The sequence below is a fragment of the Solwaraspora sp. WMMD792 genome, from assembly GCF_029626105.1.
Taxonomy (GTDB): domain Bacteria; phylum Actinomycetota; class Actinomycetes; order Mycobacteriales; family Micromonosporaceae; genus Micromonospora_E.
In genome coordinates this window covers 3,086,831-3,107,717 of record NZ_JARUBH010000009.1, presented here as the reverse complement: position 1 = coordinate 3,107,717, position 20,887 = coordinate 3,086,831, and the positions used below count along the sequence as shown (strand labels likewise).

Below are 20,887 nucleotides of genomic sequence, written 5' to 3'. Positions count from 1 at the left end.
AAGAGATGACTATTCAGGCCTCCGCGCCGCCCAAGACCAAGTCGCAGGCGTTGCGCTCGTACGATGTCGCCGACTTCCCGGCCCTGACCGGCCTGGAGGAGGAGTGGCGCTTCACCCCGCTCAAGCGGATGCGGGGACTGGCCACCGGGACTCCGGCGGCCAGCGGCTCGGTCCGGTACGAGTACGCCGACCTGCCCGCCGGAGTGACGGCGGGCCAGGTCGACCGCACCGACCGACGGATGGGCGGTGTGCTGACCCCGTTCGACCGGATCAGTGCCCTGGCCTACACCGGGTGCTCCGAGGTCCTGCTGGTGGAGGTCGCACCGGAGGCCACCCCGGCCGAGCCGGCGGTGGTCCGGGTGCTCGGCACCGGGGCGGACCAGATCGCGTACGGGCACACCCTGGTCGACGTCGGCCGGTTCGCCGAGGTGACCCTGGTGTTCGACCAGGTCGGTTCGACCACTTTGGCCGACAACGTCGAGGTGCTCGTCGGTGACGGTGCGACGCTGACCCTGGTCACCGTCGCCGACTGGGCACCCGACGCGGTGCAGGCGCAGCATCTGAAGTTCCGGCTCGGCCGCGACGCCCGGGTCACGCACATCCAGGTCACCCTCGGCGGTGACCTGGTGCGCCAGTTCACCAGCGTCGAGTACACCGGCCGGGGCGGCGACGCCGAGCTGTTCGGGCTCTACTTCGCCGACGCCGACCAGCACCTGGAGCACCGGCAACTGGTGGACCACACCGTGCCGGACTGCCGCAGCAACGTCGGCTACCGGGGGGCGCTGCAGGGCGACGGCGCGCACACCGTCTGGGTCGGCGACGTACTGATCCGCGCCGAGGCCACCGGCACCGACACGTACGAGATCAACCGGAACCTGGTGCTGACCGACGGCGCCCGGGCCGACTCGGTGCCCAACCTGGAGATCGAGACCGGCGAGGTGGCCGGGGCCGGGCACGCCAGCGCCACCGGCCGGTTCGACGACGAGCAGCTGTTCTACCTGATGGCCCGGGGCATCCCGGAGGCCGAGGCGCGCAAGCTGGTGGTCCGCGGGTTCTTCGCCGAGCTGGTCGACAAGATCCCGGTGGCCGAGCTGCGCGACCGGCTCGGCGACGCGATCGAGCAGCGGCTGCGGCGTGTCGAGGCCGGCGCGGCCGCGCCGCGCACCGCCGACGTGGCGGCACCACCGACCGTGCCCGGCCAGCCCGGCCAGCCCGGTGCGGTCACCGAGGGGACCCGCTGAGCATGTCCGACCTGATCCGGGTCTGCGCCACCGCCGAGATCCCGAAGGGGACGGCGGTCAGCGCCGACATCGACGGTACGCAGATCGCCCTGGTGCACACCGACGAGGACTCCTTCCACGCGGTGTACGACGAGTGCTCGCACGCCGCGGTCGCCCTCTCCGAAGGCGAGGTGGACGGCTGCACGTTGGAGTGCTGGCTGCACGGTTCGCGCTTCGATCTGCGCACCGGTGAGCCGACCGGGCTGCCCGCCACCGAACCTGTACCCGTCTTCCCCGTCGAGATCCGCGACGGCGACATCTACGTCAGTCTGACGCCGAGCAATGGAGTGACCGCACCATGAGCGTTCTGGAGATCCGTGACCTGCAGGTATCGGTCAAGCTGCCGGAAGGCGAGCTCAAGCCGATCCTGGCCGGGGTGACGCTGACCATCCGGTCGGGGGAGACACACGCCATCATGGGCCCGAACGGCTCCGGCAAGTCGACGCTGGCGTACTCGATCGCCGGGCACCCCAAGTACGAGATCACCGGCGGGGAGGTGCTGCTCGACGGTGCGGACGTGCTGGCCATGTCGGTCGACGAGCGGGCCCGCGCCGGGCTGTTCCTCGCCATGCAGTACCCGGTGGAGGTGCCCGGCGTCTCGGTGGCGAACTTCCTGCGTACGGCCAAGACCGCTGTCGACGGCGCCGCGCCGAAGCTGCGCACCTGGGCCGGTGAGCTGCGCGGGGCCATGGAGCGGCTGCAGATGGACCCGGCGTTCGCGCAGCGCAACGTCAACGAGGGCTTCTCCGGTGGGGAGAAGAAGCGGCACGAGATCGTGCAGCTGGAGCTGCTCAAGCCGAAGATGGCCATCCTCGACGAGACCGACTCCGGGCTCGACATCGACGCCCTGCGAGTGGTCAGCGAAGGGGTCAACCGGGTCCGCTCCACCGGGGAGACCGGCCTGCTGCTGATCACCCACTACACCCGGATCCTGCGCTACATCAAGCCCGACTTCGTGCATGTCTTCGTCGGCGGACGCATCGTCGAGGAGGGCGGCCCGGAGCTGGCGGAGAAGCTGGAAGCCGAAGGCTACGAGCGGTACGTCGCGGGTGCCGGCGCGGCCTCGGCCTGAGACTCACTATCACCCTGTGTGCAGAAGGGCGGCGTCGAGCCGATGAGCACCATAGCCATCCCCCGGGACACGCCGGCGCCGGGCGGTCCGTCCGCTCTGGACGTCGACGCCGTCCGGGCCGACTTCCCGATCCTCGGTCGGGAGGTCAACGGGCATCCGCTGGTCTACCTGGACAGCGCCAACACCTCGCACAAGCCGCGCCAGGTGCTCGACGCGCTGACCGACTACTACCAGTCGCACAATGCCAACGTCGCCCGCTCGGTGCACACGCTCGGCACCGAGTCCACCGAGGCGTACGAGGGCGCCCGGGCCAAGCTGGCCGCGTTCGTCAACGCGGGCAGCCCGGACGAGGTGGTCTTCACCAAGAACTCCACCGAGGCGATCAACCTGGTCGCGTACGCGTTCTCCAACGCCTCGACGGGCGCCGCGATCGGGGCCGACCCCCGGTTCCGGCTCGGCCCCGGCGACGAGGTGGTGATCTCCGAGATGGAGCACCACTCGAACATCGTGCCGTGGCAGCTGCTCTGCGAACGCACCGGTGCCACGCTGCGCTGGTTCGGGCTGACCGAGGACGGTCGGCTGGACGAGTCGCAGCTGGACGAACTGGTCACCGAGCGGACCAAACTGGTCTCGCTGGTGCACATGTCGAACATCCTCGGCACGGTCAACGACCTCACCGCGATCACCCGGCGGGTCCGCGAAGTCGGTGCGCTGCTGCTGCTGGACTGCTCGCAGTCGGTGCCGCACCGCCCGGTCGACGTCGCCGCGCTGGATGCCGACTTCATCGTCTTCACCGGGCACAAGATGTGCGGACCGACCGGGATCGGGGTGCTGTGGGGCCGCGCCGCGCTGCTCGCCGCGATGCCACCGGTGCTCGGTGGCGGCTCGATGATCGAGACGGTGGCGATGAGCGGGTCCACGTTCGCCGCCCCGCCGGCCCGGTTCGAGGCCGGCACCCCGCCGATCGCCCAGGCGGTCGGCCTCGGTGCCGCCGTCGACTACCTCGCCGGGCTGGGCATGCCGGCGGTCGCCGCGCACGAGCAGCGGATCACCGGGTACGCCCTGGAGGCGCTGGCCACCGTGCCGGGGCTGCGGATCGTCGGCCCGCCCGGCCCACACGGGCGAGGTGGCACGGTCTCGTTCGCGGTGGACGGGATCCACCCGCACGACGTGGGTCAGATCCTCGACGCCCAGGGGGTGCAGGTACGGGTCGGCCACCACTGCGCCCGGCCGGTCTGCGTGCGCTACGGCGTCCCGGCGACCACCCGGGCCTCGTTCTACCTCTACACCACGACCGGCGAGGTCGACGCGCTGGTGCATGGTCTGGAGAAGGCGCGGAAGGTCTTCGGCTGATGGAGCTCGACCAGCTGTACCAGGAGATCATCCTGGACCACTACAAGCGTCCGCAGGGGCGTGGTCTACGCGAGCCGTACGCGGCGGAGGCGCACCACGTCAACCCGACCTGCGGCGACGAGATCACCGTACGGGTGAATCTGGGTGCGGACACCCGGCTCGGGGTGTCGCACGACGGCCAGGGCTGTTCGATCAGCCAGGCCTCGGCGAGTGTGCTGTACGAGCTGGTCGACGGTCGGCCGGTGGACGAGGCGTTCGCGGTGCACGGCGCCTTCGTCGCGCTGGTGTCCGGCCGCGGCGAGGTCGAGCCGGACGAGGATGTGCTGGGTGACGGGGTGGCGTTCGCCGGTGTGGCGCGCTATCCGGCCCGGGTGAAGTGTGCGTTGCTGCCGTGGATGGCCTTCAAGGACGCCGCGGCGCGCGCCGGTGTGGGTGCGAGCCCGGAGGTGAAGCAGTGAGTGCCGAAGAGACCATGACCGGGGCGACACAGGCGACGGAGCCCACCGACGGCGGTACCGCCGCGGCGGCGACCGTTGGCCAGCCGGCGATCGCCGACATCGAGGAGGCGATGAAGGACGTCGTCGACCCGGAGCTGGGCATCAACGTGGTCGATCTCGGCCTGGTGTACGGCGTACACGTCGACGATGACAACATCGCCACCCTGGACATGACGTTGACCAGCGCGGCCTGCCCGCTGACCGACGTGATCGAGGAGCAGGCCCGTACCGCGTTGACCACTGGACCCGGTGGCGGACTGGTGTCCGACATCCGGATCAACTGGGTGTGGATGCCGCCGTGGGGGCCCGACAAGATCACTGACGAGGGCCGGGACCAGTTGCGGGCGCTCGGCTTCAACGTCTGACGGCACCCGCGCCGCCGCCGACCGTCCAGTCCGGCCGGCGGCGCGCGGCGGGTCAGTGCACCAGGCTGACCAGGGCCCGTTTGAGGAAACCGTCGTGCCGGTCGTCGACCCAGCTGACCGCACTGATCGGGCGCCCCTGCCGGCGGGCCTCGTCGCAGTAGTCCAGCACGTCGGTGGCCGGCTGGTAGTCGGTCACCGCGAGCGCCGCGTTGGCGCGCATGCGGTACGCCGCGTCCTCGGCGTCGCGTACCGCCACCCGTCCGTCGTCGTCGCGGCGGGCGGCCACGGTGATCTGCCAGCCGAAGATCTGGACCAGCACGATTCCGGGCGGGGCGTTCGCCGGGATGCTCACCTCGGCATTGGCCCGGGCGAGCGCCTCGGCCACCTCCCGTTGGTAGGTACCGGCCCAGGCCGCCTGCGCCTGTTGCGGACGCATCACCGACAGCAGGTCGGCCTGCCGGTCCGCAGGCATCGCGGTGAGCAGGGCAGCGACGGTGGGTTGCGGCAGCCGGTCGGCCACCGCGTGCACCTGCTCGGCCGGAAGCCGATTGAGCATGGCCACCGCCTCGGCGGTCGGCATGGCTCGGGCCAGGTCGGCCAGCTGATCGGTGCTGAGCAGACCCATCAACCGGGAGCGCAGATCGTCGCCGGCGGCCGGGAGCAGCCGGACCAGGTCGGAGGTCGTCAGCTCGGCGACTGCCACCGGGATACGGTCGGCCGGCATGGCTGCCAGCAGCCCGACAGCCTGTCGCGGCGGAGTGCTGCGGACCATCGCGATCAGCTGGGTTATGGGCATCATCCCACCGGGCAGCATGAGTGTCGTCTCCAGGGAGTCAAGTGATCGTTACGCGCGCCTGATGTGCCTAACATCCCTGGTCGGCGCGTTGCATCACCCCGTCGGCGGACAAGTTCCCCGATTCGGTCAGGCCGGTCCACCGGGCCGGCGGTGCGCCGCGTACCGCTTGGTCAGCCGGCGTCCCGCGACACCGTCGGGGATGGATCACCGGATGCCGTCGGATCCACCCATCACCGTCGATGATCTTGGCCCCGGTAACCGGCTGGGTGCCGGTGCCGGCCGCCGGTAGTATGGGTCCGTGCTGCTCTGCGAAGGCTGAACCGCCCCACGCCGACGGACAGGACGTCCGGTCGGCGTTTTGTCGTGTCCGCGAGTCAGCTTCCGATCTCAGGAGTGAGCTACCAATGATCACCGCTACCGGCCTGGAACTGCGTGCGGGCTCGCGGATCCTGCTGTCCGACACCACCCTGCGGGTGCAGCCCGGCGACCGGATCGGTCTGGTCGGCCGCAACGGTGCCGGCAAGACCACCACCCTGAAGGTGCTGGCCGGCGAGGGCCTGCCGTACACCGGACAGATCGACCGGCGCAGCGCGGTCGGTTATCTTCCGCAGGATCCGCGTACCGGCGATTTGAACGTGACCGCCCGCGACCGGGTGCTGTCGGCCCGCGGCCTGGACCGGCTGATGTCCCAGATGAACGAACTCGAGCAGCAGTTGGCGCAGGGCGGCACCGATGAGCGCCTGGTCCGCCGCTACGGCACGCTGGAGGACCAGTTCGCCTCCCTCGGCGGGTACGCCGCGGAGGCGGAGGCAGCCCGGATCTGCGCCAACCTGGGTCTGCCGGACCGGGTGCTGGGCCAGCCGATCGGGACGCTCTCCGGCGGTCAGCGCCGCCGTATCGAGCTGGCCAGGATCCTGTTCCGGGACGCGGCCGAGAACGGCGGCGGCATCCTGCTGCTCGACGAGCCGACCAACCACCTGGACGCCGACTCGATCACCTGGCTGCGTGGCTTCCTCGCCGGGCACAAGGGCGGGCTGGTGGTGATCAGCCACGACGTGGATCTGCTGGACGCGGTGGTCAACAAGGTCTGGTTCCTCGACGCCACCCGCTCGGTGGTGGACGTCTACAACGTCGGCTGGGCGGCGTACCAGCAGCAGCGGGAGACCGACGAGCGGCGCCGCCGCCGGGAACGGGCGAACGCGGAGAAGAAGGCCGGGGCGCTACTCGCCCAGGCCGACAAGATGCGGGCCAAGGCCACCAAGACGGTGGCCGCGCAGAACATGGCCCGGCGGGCGGAGAAACTGCTCGCCGGTCTGGAGGACGAGCGGGTCGCCGACAAGGTGGCCAAGGTCCGGTTCCCCAGCCCGGCCCCGTGCGGCAAGACGCCGTTGACGGCGGCGGGGCTGTCGAAGTCGTACGGATCGTTGGAGATCTTCTCCGGGGTCGACGTGGCGGTCGACCGTGGCTCCCGGGTGGCGATCCTCGGGCTGAACGGTGCCGGTAAGACGACGTTGCTGCGGATTCTCGGTGGCCTGGTCGAGCCGGATTCCGGGGCGGTGCGGCCCGGGCACGGGCTGCGGATCGGCTACTACGCGCAGGAGCACGAGACCCTGGACGTGGAGCGTTCGGTGCTCGACCACATGCGCAGTGCGGCGATCGACCAGGCGGACACCGACCTGCGAAAAATTCTCGGTGCGTTCCTGTTCAGCGGTGAGGACGTGAACAAGCCGGCCGGGGTGCTCTCGGGCGGGGAGAAGACCCGGCTCGCGTTGGCCACGCTGGTCTGTTCGGGGGCGAACGTATTGCTGCTCGACGAGCCGACCAACAACCTGGATCCGGTCAGCCGTGAACAGGTTCTCGATGCCATCGCCCGGTATCCCGGAGCCATCGTCCTGGTGACCCATGATCCGGGTGCAGTGCTGGCTCTCAAACCGGACCGGGCGATTCTCCTGCCCGACGGAGACGAGGATGCGTGGAGCGACGACCTGCTCGAACTCGTGGAACTTGCATGAGGACGTGGCCCGCTCGACATGCCAGCCCGGGTCGATGCCGCATCGGTGAACGTCATTATCGGATAGCGTGAATTGTATGAACAAGGGGTACCGGGTTGAGGTCGACGAAGGGCTGCCGGCATGCCGCTGGGATTCCTCGGCGGCGCCGTATCGGGTAACTGACAGGGCTGTGCGTGTCGGTTGGCGAACAGTTGATATCTGGCGCATGATCGTTGGAGGCGGTCTAATAGGTGGGACCGCATCGAACCGCACAGTCTGGGACGTGAGGAATCAACATGGCAGCCACCGGCACAGCCGCCACCACCGAGAAGGGTCGCCGGATCGTCGGAGCCGAGCGTCAGACCCTGGCCAAGGACCTGGTCAAGCGGTACACATCCGGCGAGAGCATCCGCGCCCTTGCGGCCTCGACCGGCCGCTCGTACGGGTTCGTCCACCGGGTGCTCACCGAGTCCGGCGTGCAACTACGCCAGCGTGGCGGCGCTCGGCGTCGCAAGAAGGGGTGACCATCCGGTCGCGCCCCGTACCCCGCTGCCACGGTCAGGGCCCTCGTTGACCGTGTCCGGTGGCGTACGACTCGACTACGACGGGCCGGTCGCGACGGTGACGTTGGACCGGCCCGACGTGCTCAACGCTCAAACCCCGCAGATGTGGCGGGCGCTGCGCGGCATCGGCCGGGAGCTGCGCGGCGACGTTCGCGTCGTGGTGGTCCGCGGCGCCGGTCGGGCCTTCTCCGCAGGCCTCGACCGGGGCGCGATCCAGGCACTGCTCGATCCCAGCGTTGCGGGTGGCACCGACGCGGATCTCGCCGCGACCGACCATCCGCGAGCCGACTCGCCTGGTGACGGTCCGCCCGGTGATGATCCGACCCCGCCGCCGTTGGCCGCCCTGTCGCCGGACGAGTGCGCCGCCCGGATCGCCGAGTACCAGGAGGCCTTCACCTGGCTGGCCCGCCCCGACGTGATCAGCGTCGCCGCCGTGCACGGCCCGGCCGTCGGCGCCGGATTCCAGCTTGCCCTCGGCTGCGACCTGCGCGTCCTGGCCGACGATGCCCGGCTGCGGATGGCCGAGGTGACCCTCGGTTTGGTGCCGGACCTCGGCGGCACCCGGCGACTCGTCGAGCTGGTCGGCTACGCCAGGGCCCTGGAGATCTGTGTCACCGGTCGCTGGCTCGACGCGGCCGAGGCCGATCGGCTCGGGCTGGCCAACCTGGTGGTGCCCGCTGCGGAGCTGGCCCCGGCCGTCGCCGACCTGGTCGCGGCCGTGCTGGCCGGGCCCCGCGACGCGGTCGTCGAGATCAAGGCCCTGCTCACCGGAGCCACCGACCGCACCCCCGCCGCCCAGCTGCGCGCCGAGCGGGAGGCGCAGACCCGACGGATCCGGGACCTGACCGGAGTCGGTGAGTAGTCGCCAGGTCGGGCGGTAAGGCCTCAACGGGAAGACGCCAGTTACCTGAACTGTTGTCGTAGGTGTCCGGGACACTGGTACCCGCGACGGTGGCGAGACGAAGGTGGCGGGTGCCGATGGCTGGATCCGGTGGGATGGGTGGCATGGGGGCAGGCTGGGGCATGCTGCGTTCGATGCGCGACGGCGACGAGCTGCGTTCTCACCGGGTCAGCCGGGGAACCACCCGGCGGATCGTCGCCTTCGCCCGCCCGTACCGGCGGGACATCACCGTCTTCCTGATCACCGTCGTACTGGCGGCCGGTATCGGTGTCGCCACCCCAGTCCTCGCCGGCGACGTGGTGAACGCGATCACCGCCGGTCGCGCCGACGCCGGCGCGACCGTGGTCCGGCTGGCCCTGCTGATCGCCGTGCTCGCCGTGGTGGACGCGCTGCTCTCCCTGGCCCAACGCTGGTACGCCGCCCGGATCGGTGAGGGCATCATCCTGGACCTGCGGACCCGGGTCTTCGACCATGTGCAACGGATGCCGTTGCAGTTCTTCACTCGGACCCAGACCGGCGCGCTGGTCAGCCGGCTCAACAACGACGTGATCGGTGCCCAGCGGGCCTTCACCTCGACGTTGTCCGGTGTGGTCAGCAACGTCATCCAGCTGGTGCTCACCGCCGCGGTGATGTTCACCTTGTCCTGGCAGATCACCGCACTGTCCCTGGTGCTGCTGCCGATCTTCATCGTGCCGGCCCGCCGGGTCGGCAAGCGGCTCGCGGAGATCACCCGGGAGTCGTACGACCTTGACGCCAAGATGAACGCCACGATGACCGAGCGGTTCGGGGTAGCCGGCGCGCTGCTGGTCAAGCTCTTCGGCCAGCCCGAGGTCGAGGCACGCCGGTTCGCCGAGCGGGCCGACCGGGTCCGGGAGATCGGCATCCAGTCGGCGATGTACTCGCGCACCTTCTTCGTGGCGATGCTGCTCGTCGCCTCGCTCGCCCAGGCGCTCACCTACGGACTCGGCGGCTGGCTGGCGGTCACCGGCGCGGTCAGCGCCGGCACCGTGGTGACCCTGGCCCTGCTGCTGACCCGCCTCTACGGGCCGCTGACCGCGTTGAGCAACGTGCGGGTCGACGTCATGAGCGCGTTGGTCTCCTTCGACCGGGTGTTCGAGGTGCTCGATCTCGCCCCGTCGATCGCCGAGCGCCCGGACGCCGTTGTCGTGCCGCCGGGCTCCAGCCGGCTGGAGTTCCGCGACGTCCGGTTCCGGTACCCCAGCGCCGCCGAGATCTCCCTGGCCTCGCTGGAGGACGTCGCGACGCTCGACCGCACCGTCTCCGAGCCGGTGCTGCGCGGGGTGTCGTTCGCCGTGGAGCCGGGGCAGCTGGTCGCCCTGGTCGGCCCGTCCGGCGCGGGCAAGAGCACCACCGCGATGCTGGTCTCCCGGGTGTACGACGTGACCGACGGCGAGATCCGGGTTGGCGGGGTGGACGTGCGCGACGCGACATTCGACTCGCTGCGCGACACCATCGGGGTGGTCACCCAGGACTCCCACCTGTTCCACGAGACCATCGCGGAGAACCTGCGGTATGCCCGGCCGGACGCCACCGACGACGAGCTGTGGGCGGCGCTGCGCGGCGCGCAGGTCGAGGAGCTGGTCCGGGCCCTGCCGGACGGGCTGGACACAGTGGTCGGGGAGCGCGGCTACCGCTTCTCCGGCGGCGAGAAACAGCGGATCGCGATCGCCCGGCTGCTGCTCAAGGCGCCGTCGATCGTCATCCTCGACGAGGCCACCGCCCACCTCGACTCGGAGTCCGAGGCGGCGGTGCAGCGCGCTCTGTCGGTCGCGCTGACCGGCCGTACCGCCCTGGTCATCGCGCACCGGCTGTCGACGGTGCGCGACGCGGACCAGATCCTCGTCCTCGACGAGGGCCGGATCGTCGAGCGCGGCCGACACGCCGAGCTGATCGCCGCCGGCGGGCTGTACGCCGAGCTGTACCGCACCCAGTTCGCGGTGGCCGACTCGCCGACCCCGTACCTCGACGACACCGGGCTGGATCCAGTGACGGCCGGGTCGGGTCGCGCCTTCCCGACCGAACAGGACCTGCCCCCGCCGCCCGGCGGTGCCGCCGGATAGCGGCCCGCCGTGGACTAGGCTGGGCCGGTGGAGTTGGAGGCTGAGGTCGCGGCGGCACTGCGCGAGTTCACGCAGCGGCTGGCCCCGCTCGATCCGGCACCGGCACCGGCGCGGTCGGCTGGCGTGGCGGTTCGCGTCGGCGACGCCGACCCTGTCGTACTGACCGAGTCGGTGGCTGCGGCGCTCTGCGCCGCCCTGCGGTCGTACCACGATCCCCGCGACCGGGGCCGGTGCGCCCAGTGCGGGGGGCCACGTCTCGACGAAGGTCTTCAGTGTCTCGACTGCGGACAACCGGCCGGCCTGTTCGGTCAGCTGATCCGCGAGCGGATGGCCCGCCACCAGTAGTCGCCTACCGTGGCGGTTCGGCCGCCACCGCCTGCCGCAGCCGGTCGAACTCGGCGACGAGCCGGTCGAGCTGGTAGTGGGCATTGAGCCCGCTCGGGTTGGGCAGCACCCAGAGCCTCGCGCCGCCGAGGTCCTCGGGTCGGGGTCCGACGAGTGCCCGTCGCTTGTCGAACGCCAGCCGGTACGCGGTCACCCCGACCACGGCGATCCACCGGGGTCGGCACGCGGCGGCCAACCTGACGAGCCGGGCGCCTCCGGCGACCAGCTCCGGCGCCGAGAGTTCGTCGGCCCGCGCCGTCGCCCTGGCGACCAGGTTCGTCACGCCCAGCCCGAACCCCGGCAGCAGATGGTCCTCGCTGGGGTCGAGCCGTCGGGGCGTGAAGCCGGACCGGTGCAGTGTCGGCCAGAACCGGTTGCCCGGGCGGGCGAAGTGGTGGCCGACGGCAGCGGAGTACAGGCTCGGGTTGATCCCACAGAACAACACGTCGAGGTCGGGTCCGACGACGTCGGGCAGGGTACGGCCGACAGCGTCGGCCAGGAGCTGCGCGATCGTGACCCGGTCGGTGGACACGCCGGGAAGCCGTTCAGGGACAGGGCAGCGCGCCGCCGTCGACGGGCAGCGTGATGCCGGTCAGGTAGCTCGCCGCCGGGGACAGGACGAACGCCGCCACTCGGCCGAACTCCGCCGGCTCGCCCAGCCGGCCGAGCGGGATGTCGGCCTCGGCCTCGGCCCGGGCCTGCTGCGGATCGTCGGTCGCGGCGAAGAGTTCCACGTTGCGGTCGGTCATGATCCGGCCGGGCAGCAGACTGACCACTCGCACGCCCCGGCCGGCGTAGCCGTCGGCGAGCTCCTTGGCGACCGCTGCGAGCCCGGGCCGCAGGCCGTTGGAGATGCCCAGTCCGGGCAGCGGCATCCGGGCCGACGTCGACAGCACCACGGCGACCGCCCCGCCGGCGGGTAGCGCGTCGGCGACGGTCCGCACCGCCCGTACCGTGCCGACGAATACCGTGTCGAACGCCGCCCGCCACTGTTCGTCGCTGACCGCGTGGCTGGGACCGGGTTTCGGCCCGCCGACCGAGATCAACGCTCCGTCGAGCCGGCCGAAGTGCTCATGGGCCGTCGCGACCAGGTGTGCCGCGCAGTCCGGCTCGCCCAGGTCGGCGCTGACCGCGATCGCGTGCTGTGGGCCGCCGAGACGTTGCGCCGCCGCCGTCACTCTGGCGGTGTCCCGGGCGGCGAGTACCACCCGCGCCCCGTCGGCGACCAGACAGGCGGCGGTGGCGTAGCCGAGTCCACGGGACGCGCCGGTGAGCACGTACACCCGGTTTTCGAGGCCTAGATCCATGGCCCGATCCTGCCGCATGCCGTGGGTCCGCCGGTGGTGACCCCCGCCGGCTACCAGCGGCGGCCGAACGTCCGTACCCGACCGGCGACCTGGACCGTCCACCCGCCGGGCAGCCGGCGGACCGCCGGGGAACGGCGTCGGCGGGGAACCGACGACCCGTCGTAGCGCCAGCCGACCTCCCAGCCGGCCAGCTCCGCCACGGCCAGATCCGGCAGACGGTCATCGGCGGCCAGCGCACGGGCGAAGTCCCAGCCGTCGCGCAGCCCACCCGCCGGCCGTCGGCCCGTTGCCCAGCGGACGAACGCGGCCGGCCAGGCAGCACCGAGTGAGGCGGCCAGTACCGGCCAGTGCCGGGCCACCTCACCGGCCCGCTTGCGGGCCAACGCGGCACGGGCGACCGACAACCGGTGCGGGTCGAAGCCGGGCGGCGGATCGGTGCCGTCGACGAGGGATGCGATCAGCGCACGCTGGGCAGCGGCGAGCTCCGCCCGTCGGGCGGCGGCGCGCTCGGCTCGGGGGTCGGAGCCGACGCCGGACGACACCCGCCCGGTCACGTGATCCGGCCCAGCCCGGCGGCCGCCGCGATCGCGTCCAGCTCGGCGCGCAGCACCTCGCCCGGCGGATAGTGCCCGTCCCGCTCCAGCAGCACCGCTGGTGGCCGCCGCCGGGCGCACAGCTCGGCGAGCAGCTGCAGCACCTCGGCCGGGACCGGGTCGGTGTGCGTGTCGTGGTAGATCCCGTCCCGGTCGGCGGCACCGCCGGCGACGTGCACGTACGCGATGCGTTCCAGCGGCAGCCGGTCGAGCAGGGCGACCGGGTCGTCGCCCCGGTTGCGGGCGTTGGCGTAGACGTTCGCGACGTCCAACAGCAGCAGCGCACCGGAGCGTTCGAGGATCTCGCTGACGAAGTCGGCTTCGTCGAGTTCGTCGTCGGGCCAGTCGAACACCGCGGCGATCGGTTCGAGCGCGACCGGCACCGGCAGCTCGGCGGCCACCCGCCGGACGTTGCCGACGACCGTGTCGACCGCCGCCCAGGTGCGGGGCAGCGGCAGCAGATGCCCGGCCTCGACCCCGCCGGCCCGGACGAAGGCGATGTGTTCGCTGACCAGTGGCGCGCCGAGCAGCTCGGCGACGCCCGCGAGCCGGTCGACTCGGTGCTGCTCGACCGGTTCGGCGCCGCCGAGGGACAGCCGTACGCCGTGCGCCACGACGGTCACCCCCCGCTCACGTAGCCGGCGCAGCCCGTCGTCCAGTGGCCGGCCGGGGTTGACGGACTCGGCGATCACCTCGCAGAAGCGCAATCCGGGCAATTCATCGACGAATCCCGAGATCTCCGGCCGCCAGCCGAGGCCGACCCCGAGCCCGCTGTCGGGGTTGACCGGCCAGGCGGTGGCGGACATCGGGCTCATCCGCCGCAGCCGCCACCGCAGCCGCCACCACCGCAGCCGCCGCCTCCGTCACCGCCGCTGTCACCGCCCCAACCGGAGGACCCGGTGCCGGCGCTCACCCGCTGGATCTCCGCGGTCCCCGCAAACGCCGGGTCCATGGCCCACAACGACGCCGCCCCGAAAACGCCGACCCCCATCGCCGCGCCGGCGACACCGTACGTCGCGGGGGCCGGCCGCAGGGTCGGCGACAGGTGACGGTACTGGCTGCGCAGTTTGGTGAGGAGGCGATTCGCGGCCCGGGTGCGGCGCGGCACCGAGAAGAACAGCACCAGCGCCACCGGCACGGTGACCGCGAGCATCAGCACCAGGTAGCCGACCGGCCGGTTGTTCGCGGCGCCGGCGAACACCCGCAGCACACCGACGGCGGCGAGGATCCCGACCGTGCCGGCGAGCAGCCGGGCGGTACGGCGTTGGCCGTCGCCGATGGCCAGCCCGGCAGAGACCAGGCCGTCGCGCATCCGGTGCAGCGCGTCGGTGACCCACTGGTCGGTCTGCAGGTCGCGGACGCGCACCTGACGCTGCGCGGCGTGGTGCACCGCCTGGTCGAGTTGCCCTGCCCCGGCCGGCAGCGGGCCGGCGGCCCGCAACGCGCCGCGGGTGCCGACGTCGACGCTGCCCGCCGAGCGCAACGCCGCCAGGCTGGCGTACACAGCCAACCGGCCCCCGCCGTTGAGGTACGCGACCTCGGCGCCGCCGAGCGATCCGGTGCGGCCGTCGTGCCCGGCGAGCGCGATCCGCCGGTAGCCGAGGTTGGCGAGGAGGAGCACCAGTGCGGTCAGTCCGAAGACGGCGAGGAAGGTGGGTCCGGGGATGCCCCAGGTTTCACCGGGCGTCATGGGGTCTCCTATTGCCGGGCGGGCGTCGGGTCGCCGACGCTTCCGCGCTGACGGTGGTCCCTATTGTGGGACGGGCGTGCCACCCGTCAGCGCGGCGTCGGGCGTCGTACCGCCTCCTCGACGATGTCGAGCACGGCGCCGAGGTCGCTGCCCGGCCGTCCCATCGCGAGCTGCAGCACCAGCCCGTCGTAGGCCAGCTCCAGGAACCGCGCCAGGACGTCGATCGGTACGTCGTCGCGCAGCACGCCGGCGTCGCGTTGGCGGCCGAGCCGCTCCCGGGTCGCCTCGGCGATCGCCGCCGACCGGGCGGCCCAGCGCCGGGCGAAGTCCGGGTCGGTACGTAGCCGCCGGGACACTTCGAGCTGGCTGCCCAGCCAGCCGGCGGTGTCCGGGGAGTCGGCCCGGGTGAGCAGATCGCGCATCACCTGGACCAGGCCGTTGCGGGCCACCGTCTCGACCATCGCGGCCGCGTCGTCCTCGGCGACCGCCAGGAACAGTGAGTCCTTGTCCCGGAAGTGGTGGAAGATCGCTCCTCGGGACAGCCCGGTGGCCTCCTCCAGCCGGCGGACGGTGGCACCTTCGTACCCGTGCCGGGCGAAGCAGACCCGGGCGGCGGCGAGGATCTCCTGGCGGCGTGCGTCGAGCTGGATCTGGCTCACCCGGGGCATGATGTGATCGTGTCAGGTGGGCAGAGCGGTAGCAAGCCGTACGTACGGCTTGCTACCGGCACTCGTTTACATTCTGGGACTGTTCCCCGCCATACGGTGTCGCGTAAGGTGCGCCCGTGCCACTCCTGCTCCTGGATTTGGACAACACCCTGCTCGACCGGGCCGGGGCGTTCCGTGTGTGGGGTCAGGAATTCCTGGACTCGGTCGGTGCCCCACGAGACGACATCGACTGGCTGGTCTCCGTCGATGCCGACGGGCTGACCGACCGGTGGGATCTGGCCGACGCGCTCCGGGAGCGGTATCGACTCCGGTCGTCGTCGGTCGACCTGGTCGAGGAGCTGCACGACGGCGTCGTGCGGCACACTCGGCTGGATCCGCTGGTCGCCTGTTCGTTGGCGATCGCCCGGGACGCCGGCTGGGTGCCGGTGATAGTCACCAACGGGACGGCCCGCCAGCAGGAGGCGAAGATTCGCCGGACCGGCCTGGACCGGTACGTGGCCGACTGGGTGATCTCGGAGGCCGCCGGGGTCAGCAAACCCAACCCGAGGATCTTCGCACTGGCCGCGCAGAGCGTCCGGATGCGGCTACGCGGCGCCTGGATGGTGGGTGACAGCCCGGAGGCCGACATCGGCGGGGCCGCCGCGACCGGACTGCCCAGCGTCTGGCTGCACCGGGGCCGCAACTGGCTGGACGAGCGGTACGCGCCGACCCGGGAAGCGTCCGGCGTGATCCCGGCCGTGGCTGCGGTGCTGGCCGGCTGATCTGCGGCTACCTGCGGCCTCGGGTACTACTGCAGGTAACCCTCCACCTCACCGGTGGGCCGTGGCTGGACGGCGTCCGGGTCGCCGCCGACGTTCCGGGCGGCCCGGCGGCGACGCAGCAGGTCCCAGCACTGGTCGAGCGCCTCTTCTAGCGCGCCCAGTCGGGCGTGCTCCTCGTCCGCGGAGAGCTGCCCGGCGGCGAACCTGCCACGCAGCTGGTGCTCCTCGTCGACCAGTTCCTGGATCCGGGCCAGCAAGGTCCTGTCGTCCATGGTCCGAGCTTGGCACAACACGGCGGTGGGTGGTGACCGGACCGGTCACCACCCACCGCCGCCGTTCATCCGTGACCGGGTCAGCCGGCCAGCATCTTGCGCAGCACGAACTGCAGGATGCCGCCGTGCCGGTAGTAGTCGGCCTCGCCCGGCGTGTCGATCCGGACCACAGCCTCGAACTCGACACCGGTGTCGGTGCGCACGGTCACCGTACGCGGAGTGGTGCCGTCGTTGAGCGCGGTCACCCCGACGATGTCGATCGTCTCGGTGCCGGTGAGCCCGAGGGAGGCGGCGTCCTGCCCGGCCGGGTACTGCAGCGGCAGCACCCCCATGCCGATCAGGTTGGAGCGGTGGATCCGCTCGTACGATTCGGCGATGACGGCCCGTACGCCGAGCAGCATGGTGCCCTTGGCCGCCCAGTCCCGCGACGAACCGGAGCCGTACTCCTTGCCGGCCAGCACCACCAACGGGACGCCGGCCTGCGCGTACCCCACCGACGCGTCGTAGATGCTGGTCTGCTCACCGGTCAGATGGTTGACCGTGAAGCCGCCCTCGACGCCCGGCACCAGCTGGTTGCGCAGCCGGATGTTGGCGAAGGTGCCACGGATCATCACCTCGTGGTTGCCGCGCCGCGACCCGTACGAGTTGAACTCATGCCGGGGGACGCCGTGCTCGCTGAGGTAGCGCCCGGCGGGGGAGTCCGGCTTGATCGCCCCGGCCGGCGAGATGTGGTCGGTGGTCACCGAGTCGCCGAGCTTGGCCAGCACCCGGGCGCCGGCGATGTCGGTCACCGGCCGCGGCGTCGGTGCCATGCCCTCGAAGTACGGGGGCTTGCGCACGTAGGTCGACTCGTCGGCCCAGGTGAACGTGTCGCCGGTCGGGGTGGGCAGCGACTGCCAGCGGTCGTCGCCGGCGAACACGTCGGCGTACGCCGCACCGAACCCGGCGGCACCGATCGCACTGGCCCGCACCTGTTCGATCTCGGCGTTGCTGGGCCAGATGTCGCGCAGGAACACCGGCTGGCCGTCGGACCCGGTGCCCAGCGGCTCGTTGGCCAGGTCGATGTCCATCGTGCCGGCGAGGGCGTACGCGACCACCAGCGGCGGTGAGGCCAGGTAGTTCATCTTGACGTCCGGGTTGATCCGGCCCTCGAAGTTGCGGTTGCCGGACAGCACCGACACCACGGTCAGGTCGTGTTCGTTGACTGCGGCGGAGATCTCCTCGGGCAGCGGGCCGGAGTTGCCGATGCAGGTGGTGCAGCCGTAGCCGACCAGGTGGAAGCCGAGCTTCTCCAGGTACGGGGTGAGGCCGGCCCGCTCGTAGTAGTCCATGACGACCTTGGAACCCGGTGCCAGGGTGGTCTTCACCCACGGCTTGCGGGTCAACCCCCGGTCGACGGCGTTGCGGGCCAGCAACGCGGCACCGAGCATCACCTGCGGGTTGGAGGTGTTGGTGCAGGAGGTGATCGCCGCGATCACCACGGCCCCGTGGTCCAGTTCGAACCGGGCGCCGTCGGCGCCGGTCACCTGAACCGGCTTGCTGGCCCGCCCGCCGGCACCGACCGAGGCGCTGATCAGCTCGTGCGGCTTGTCGGCCGGGTCGTCGGCGCCGTCGCTGGCCGGCGGGTCGCTGGCCGGGAAGGACTCGACGCTGGCCTCGTCGGCCGGGCCGGCCACGGACGGGGTGTGGTCGTCGGCGACGTAGTCGGTCAGCGCCGAGCGGAACATGGTCTTGGCGCTGCCCAGCGGCACCCGGTCCTGCGGGCGCTTCGGCCCGGCCAGCGACGGCTCGATGGTCGACAGGTCGAGTTCGAGCCGCTCCGAGTAGTGCGGTTCGGCGGCCGGGTCGTGCCACAGGCCCTGTTCCTTGGCGTACGCCTCGACCAGCGCGACCTGGGCGTCGTCGCGACCGGTGAGCCGCAGGTAGTTGATGGTCTCCGCGTCGATCGGGAAGATCGCGACGGTGGAGCCGTACTCGGGCGACATGTTGCCGATGGTGGCCCGGTTGGCCAACGGTACGGCGCTGACGCCAGGTCCGTAGAACTCGACGAACTTACCGACCACGCCGTGCTGGCGCAGCATCTCGGTGATGGTGAGCACCAGGTCGGTGGCGGTGGTGCCGGCGGGTGCCTCGCCGGACAGCTTGAACCCGACGACCCGGGGGATCAGCATGCTGACCGGCTGGCCGAGCATGGCGGCTTCCGCCTCGATGCCGCCGACGCCCCAGCCCACGACGCCCAGCCCGTTGACCATCGTGGTGTGCGAGTCAGTGCCGACGACGGTGTCCGGGTAGGCCTGCCCGTTGCGTTCCATGATCGTTCGGGCCAGATACTCGATGTTGACCTGGTGGACGATGCCGGTGCCGGGCGGGACGACCTTGAACTCGTTGAACGCGGTCTGCCCCCAGCGCAGGAACTGGTAGCGCTCCTTGTTGCGGCCGTACTCCAGCTCGACGTTGCGGGCGAAGGCGTCCTCGCGGCCGAACAGGTCGGCGATGACCGAGTGGTCGATGACCAGTTCGGCCGGCGCGAGCGGGTTGACCTTGGTCGGGTCGCCGCCGAGCTCGCGGACGGCCTCCCGCATGGTGGCCAGGTCGACCACGCACGGTACGCCGGTGAAGTCCTGCATGAGGACCCGGGCCGGGGTGAACTGGATCTCGACGCTCGGCTCGGCGGTCGGGTCCCAGGAGCCGAGTGCCCGGATCTGCTCGGCGGTGACGTTGGCCCCGTCCTCGGTGCGGAGCAGGTTCTCCAGCAGGATCTTCAGGCTGTACGGCAGGTGTTCGTGACCCGCCACTGTGTTGATCTTGAAAATCTCGTAGCTCGCGTCGGCGACGCGCAGCTGGCTCTTCGCACCGAAGGTGTCGAGGCTCGCCACGTCGGACTCCTTACCGCTGTGTCCCTGGTCGTCCTGGCAGTCTTTCGTACGGATTACCGCAGCGTTGGGGTGAGGTAACACTTACCCGGAGCGCGGCTCGCAACAAAACCGTACGTCCGTCTTGCTATTGTCGCAACCCGGTGTCGGCTTCCGGGACGGGTTTGTCGACCGGTCCCACCGGGCACTGCGGTCTCGTGGACACCTCGACCGACCTCGACACGCTCGCCGGCTTCTTCGACCGGTACGGCGCGGCGATCACCGCCGGCGATGTGCCCGGTATCGCGGACTGCTTCGCGTCGCCGGCGATGGTCGTCGCCGATGCCTACAGCTTCGCGTTCTCCTCGCCGGCGGCGGTGGCACTGTCCTTCGTCGGCGCCGCGCCCGACTACGCCCAACGGCGGATCGTCGCGTCGCACGCCCGCTTCCACCAGGTCCAGCAGGTGAGCATGACGTTGGTGGCGGTCGAGGTGGAGTGGGAGTACCTCGACGCCGACGGGCGGTCGGTGCCTGGCCAGCGATTCCACTATCTGTTGCGGCTTGGTCGCGACGCGGTGCGTATCTGTACTGTTACCCCACTCGACTAACTAGTCAGTAACTGGGCCTTTTGCACTGCGGGTCGGAATCGCTACTCTTCCGCGGGACGCCGGTGCGAAAAAGGGGGCCAACGTGGACGGCAGACACGCCGCGCGCACCGCCTGGACCCCCTCCACCGTGATCGTCCTGGCACCGTGGGTAGTCGTCCTTAGTGGACTTGCTGTCATGGTGGTCATCTTTCTGGTGGCTGCCGGTTGCGTACCCATGCAGACCCGGGCGATCGGTGAGCCACCGCCGACCGTGGTCCCCGAGTCCGAGCCCGAGCCCGAGCCTGAACCGCGGGTCGCCGCGAGCCCGCCGGCGGTGAACACCGGCGGCCAGCTTGTCGCCGCCGCCCCGCCGCCGTCCGGTGAGGCGGTCCTGCGACCCGCACCCTCCTCGCCGGCACCATCCACTTCGGCTGCCATGCCGCCGTCGCCGGCCGGTCCGACCCGCCGGCCGGTCGAGCCGCCGCGCGCCACGAAGCCTGCCCCGCCCCGCACCCCGGCGCCGCCGGCCGATCCCGACGTGGTCGGCCGCTACCGGGTGCTCCAGCAGTTCGGCGACGGGTTTATCGCCGAGGTGCTGGTGGTGAACACCTCACGGCGCGATCGTGACTGGACCGTCACCGTGCGGTTCCCGGACAACGTCGGCCGGCTGTACGCGGCCTGGGTGGAAGGCGCGCCGCAGGCGACTGTGCGCCGGTCCGGCCGGGAGTATGTCTTCACCGGTTCGGTGCCGGTCGGGGCCCGTTCGTCCGTGCCGTTGCGGTTCCACTTCGAACGCCACGGTCGCGGCACCACCCCGCAGCGCTGCCTGGCCAACGGCGCGCCCTGCGATCTGGACTGACCACGACTGCAAGAT

23 protein-coding genes are annotated in these 20,887 nt (G+C 71.3%); 14 read left to right on the top strand and 9 right to left on the bottom strand.

Annotation, left to right across the window (positions count from 1 at the left end):
• Positions 1-5 precede the first annotated feature (5 nt).
• Genes sufD through O7629_RS15040 form a run of 6 tightly spaced genes read left to right on the top strand, consistent with a single transcriptional unit; the run spans position 6 to position 4,567 of the window.
• Complete coding sequence (gene sufD, locus O7629_RS15065; RefSeq protein ID WP_278169890.1) at positions 6-1,241, top strand: Fe-S cluster assembly protein SufD; 1,236 nt, start codon at positions 6-8, stop codon at positions 1,239-1,241.
• A gap of 11 nt (positions 1,242-1,252) precedes the next feature.
• Positions 1,253-1,582, top strand: coding sequence for a non-heme iron oxygenase ferredoxin subunit (locus O7629_RS15060; protein WP_123604783.1), 330 nt, complete (start codon positions 1,253-1,255; stop codon positions 1,580-1,582).
• A complete protein-coding gene (sufC, locus tag O7629_RS15055; protein WP_278169889.1) occupies positions 1,579-2,352 on the top strand; it encodes a Fe-S cluster assembly ATPase SufC in 774 nt (257 codons plus the stop codon). Before O7629_RS15060 ends, sufC begins: the two co-directional genes overlap by 4 nt.
• Before the next feature lie 42 nt (positions 2,353-2,394).
• Complete coding sequence (locus tag O7629_RS15050) at positions 2,395-3,705, top strand: cysteine desulfurase (RefSeq protein ID WP_278169888.1); 1,311 nt, start codon at positions 2,395-2,397, stop codon at positions 3,703-3,705.
• Positions 3,705-4,163, top strand: coding sequence for a Fe-S cluster assembly sulfur transfer protein SufU (gene sufU, locus O7629_RS15045; RefSeq protein WP_278169887.1), 459 nt, complete (start codon positions 3,705-3,707; stop codon positions 4,161-4,163). Before O7629_RS15050 ends, sufU begins: the two co-directional genes overlap by 1 nt.
• Positions 4,164-4,177: 14 nt before the next feature.
• Positions 4,178-4,567 carry a metal-sulfur cluster assembly factor gene (locus tag O7629_RS15040; RefSeq protein WP_278174538.1) on the top strand — a complete coding sequence of 130 codons (390 nt, stop codon included), beginning with the start codon at positions 4,178-4,180 and terminating at the stop codon, positions 4,565-4,567.
• A gap of 52 nt (positions 4,568-4,619) precedes the next feature.
• On the opposite strand, the gene O7629_RS15035 is transcribed toward O7629_RS15040, so the two are convergent.
• Positions 4,620-5,363: a hypothetical protein gene (locus tag O7629_RS15035; RefSeq protein ID WP_278169886.1), complete on the bottom strand. Its 744-nt coding sequence runs from the start codon at positions 5,361-5,363 to the stop codon at positions 4,620-4,622.
• Positions 5,364-5,767: 404 nt separating this feature from the next.
• Here O7629_RS15035 and O7629_RS15030 point away from each other — a divergent pair, with 404 nt between their 5' ends.
• The 5 genes from O7629_RS15030 to O7629_RS15010 all read left to right on the top strand — a co-directional run bounded on the left by O7629_RS15030 (position 5,768) and on the right by O7629_RS15010 (position 11,244).
• Positions 5,768-7,375 carry an ABC-F family ATP-binding cassette domain-containing protein gene (locus O7629_RS15030; RefSeq protein ID WP_278169885.1) on the top strand — a complete coding sequence of 536 codons (1,608 nt, stop codon included), beginning with the start codon at positions 5,768-5,770 and terminating at the stop codon, positions 7,373-7,375.
• 275 nt (positions 7,376-7,650) lie between these two features.
• A complete protein-coding gene (locus O7629_RS15025; RefSeq protein ID WP_123602399.1) occupies positions 7,651-7,878 on the top strand; it encodes a helix-turn-helix domain-containing protein in 228 nt (75 codons plus the stop codon).
• A gap of 46 nt (positions 7,879-7,924) precedes the next feature.
• Positions 7,925-8,779: an enoyl-CoA hydratase/isomerase family protein gene (locus O7629_RS15020; protein ID WP_278169883.1), complete on the top strand. Its 855-nt coding sequence runs from the start codon at positions 7,925-7,927 to the stop codon at positions 8,777-8,779.
• Positions 8,780-8,895: 116 nt separating this feature from the next.
• Positions 8,896-10,899: an ABC transporter ATP-binding protein gene (locus tag O7629_RS15015; RefSeq protein WP_278169881.1), complete on the top strand. Its 2,004-nt coding sequence runs from the start codon at positions 8,896-8,898 to the stop codon at positions 10,897-10,899.
• Positions 10,900-10,926: 27 nt separating this feature from the next.
• A complete protein-coding gene (locus O7629_RS15010) occupies positions 10,927-11,244 on the top strand; it encodes a hypothetical protein (protein ID WP_278169880.1) in 318 nt (105 codons plus the stop codon).
• Between the two features lie 4 nt (positions 11,245-11,248).
• Here O7629_RS15010 and mug read toward each other — a convergent pair whose 3' ends face one another.
• From mug to O7629_RS14980, 6 genes are all read right to left on the bottom strand, one after another.
• Positions 11,249-11,815, bottom strand: a complete 567-nt coding sequence (gene mug / locus O7629_RS15005; protein ID WP_278169879.1) for a G/U mismatch-specific DNA glycosylase — start codon at positions 11,813-11,815, stop codon at positions 11,249-11,251.
• A gap of 13 nt (positions 11,816-11,828) precedes the next feature.
• The gene (locus tag O7629_RS15000; protein WP_278169878.1) at positions 11,829-12,590 is read right to left on the bottom strand and encodes an SDR family oxidoreductase; all 762 of its coding nucleotides are present in this window, start codon (positions 12,588-12,590) and stop codon (positions 11,829-11,831) included.
• Positions 12,591-12,640: 50 nt separating this feature from the next.
• A complete protein-coding gene (locus O7629_RS14995) occupies positions 12,641-13,132 on the bottom strand; it encodes a hypothetical protein (protein WP_278174537.1) in 492 nt (163 codons plus the stop codon).
• Positions 13,133-13,140: 8 nt separating this feature from the next.
• Positions 13,141-13,989, bottom strand: a complete 849-nt coding sequence (locus tag O7629_RS14990) for a DUF692 domain-containing protein (RefSeq protein WP_278169877.1) — start codon at positions 13,987-13,989, stop codon at positions 13,141-13,143.
• 5 nt (positions 13,990-13,994) lie between these two features.
• A complete protein-coding gene (locus O7629_RS14985) occupies positions 13,995-14,873 on the bottom strand; it encodes a TIGR04222 domain-containing membrane protein (protein WP_278169876.1) in 879 nt (292 codons plus the stop codon).
• 86 nt (positions 14,874-14,959) lie between these two features.
• The gene (locus O7629_RS14980; RefSeq protein WP_278169875.1) at positions 14,960-15,541 is read right to left on the bottom strand and encodes a TetR/AcrR family transcriptional regulator; all 582 of its coding nucleotides are present in this window, start codon (positions 15,539-15,541) and stop codon (positions 14,960-14,962) included.
• 116 nt (positions 15,542-15,657) lie between these two features.
• On the opposite strand from O7629_RS14980, the gene O7629_RS14975 reads away from it, so the two are divergent.
• Positions 15,658-16,302 carry an HAD family hydrolase gene (locus tag O7629_RS14975; RefSeq protein WP_123602392.1) on the top strand — a complete coding sequence of 215 codons (645 nt, stop codon included), beginning with the start codon at positions 15,658-15,660 and terminating at the stop codon, positions 16,300-16,302.
• Positions 16,303-16,328: 26 nt separating this feature from the next.
• On the opposite strand, the gene O7629_RS14970 is transcribed toward O7629_RS14975, so the two are convergent.
• Both O7629_RS14970 and O7629_RS14965 read right to left on the bottom strand, forming a co-directional pair.
• Positions 16,329-16,574, bottom strand: coding sequence for a DUF2630 family protein (locus tag O7629_RS14970; RefSeq protein ID WP_278169874.1), 246 nt, complete (start codon positions 16,572-16,574; stop codon positions 16,329-16,331).
• A gap of 80 nt (positions 16,575-16,654) precedes the next feature.
• Entirely contained in the window at positions 16,655-19,450 is a 2,796-nt protein-coding gene (locus O7629_RS14965) for an aconitate hydratase (RefSeq protein ID WP_278169873.1), read from the bottom strand.
• A 194-nt stretch (positions 19,451-19,644) separates the two neighbouring features.
• On the opposite strand from O7629_RS14965, the gene O7629_RS14960 reads away from it, so the two are divergent.
• Both O7629_RS14960 and O7629_RS14955 read left to right on the top strand, forming a co-directional pair.
• Complete coding sequence (locus tag O7629_RS14960) at positions 19,645-20,034, top strand: hypothetical protein (protein ID WP_278169872.1); 390 nt, start codon at positions 19,645-19,647, stop codon at positions 20,032-20,034.
• Between the two features lie 175 nt (positions 20,035-20,209).
• Entirely contained in the window at positions 20,210-20,872 is a 663-nt protein-coding gene (locus tag O7629_RS14955; RefSeq protein WP_278169871.1) for a cellulose binding domain-containing protein, read from the top strand.
• The last annotated feature ends 15 nt before the right edge of the window (positions 20,873-20,887 follow it).

What these genes read in the sequence shown, in the direction of transcription:
- sufD (WP_278169890.1), top strand. Translation starts at nt 6, where the DNA reads ATGACTATTCAGGCCTCCGCGCCGCCCAAGACCAAGTCGCAGGCGTTG.
- sufC (WP_278169889.1), top strand. Translation starts at nt 1,579, where the DNA reads ATGAGCGTTCTGGAGATCCGTGACCTGCAGGTATCGGTCAAGCTGCCG.
- O7629_RS15050 (WP_278169888.1), top strand. Translation starts at nt 2,395, where the DNA reads ATGAGCACCATAGCCATCCCCCGGGACACGCCGGCGCCGGGCGGTCCG.
- sufU (WP_278169887.1), top strand. Translation starts at nt 3,705, where the DNA reads ATGGAGCTCGACCAGCTGTACCAGGAGATCATCCTGGACCACTACAAG.
- O7629_RS15040 (WP_278174538.1), top strand. Translation starts at nt 4,178, where the DNA reads ATGACCGGGGCGACACAGGCGACGGAGCCCACCGACGGCGGTACCGCC.
- O7629_RS15035 (WP_278169886.1), bottom strand. Translation starts at nt 5,363, where the DNA reads ATGCCCATAACCCAGCTGATCGCGATGGTCCGCAGCACTCCGCCGCGA.
- O7629_RS15030 (WP_278169885.1), top strand. Translation starts at nt 5,768, where the DNA reads ATGATCACCGCTACCGGCCTGGAACTGCGTGCGGGCTCGCGGATCCTG.
- O7629_RS15025 (WP_123602399.1), top strand. Translation starts at nt 7,651, where the DNA reads ATGGCAGCCACCGGCACAGCCGCCACCACCGAGAAGGGTCGCCGGATC.
- O7629_RS15015 (WP_278169881.1), top strand. Translation starts at nt 8,896, where the DNA reads ATGGCTGGATCCGGTGGGATGGGTGGCATGGGGGCAGGCTGGGGCATG.
- O7629_RS15000 (WP_278169878.1), bottom strand. Translation starts at nt 12,590, where the DNA reads ATGGATCTAGGCCTCGAAAACCGGGTGTACGTGCTCACCGGCGCGTCC.
- O7629_RS14990 (WP_278169877.1), bottom strand. Translation starts at nt 13,989, where the DNA reads ATGTCCGCCACCGCCTGGCCGGTCAACCCCGACAGCGGGCTCGGGGTC.
- O7629_RS14985 (WP_278169876.1), bottom strand. Translation starts at nt 14,873, where the DNA reads ATGACGCCCGGTGAAACCTGGGGCATCCCCGGACCCACCTTCCTCGCC.
- O7629_RS14980 (WP_278169875.1), bottom strand. Translation starts at nt 15,541, where the DNA reads ATGCCCCGGGTGAGCCAGATCCAGCTCGACGCACGCCGCCAGGAGATC.
- O7629_RS14970 (WP_278169874.1), bottom strand. Translation starts at nt 16,574, where the DNA reads ATGGACGACAGGACCTTGCTGGCCCGGATCCAGGAACTGGTCGACGAG.
- O7629_RS14955 (WP_278169871.1), top strand. Translation starts at nt 20,210, where the DNA reads ATGGTGGTCATCTTTCTGGTGGCTGCCGGTTGCGTACCCATGCAGACC.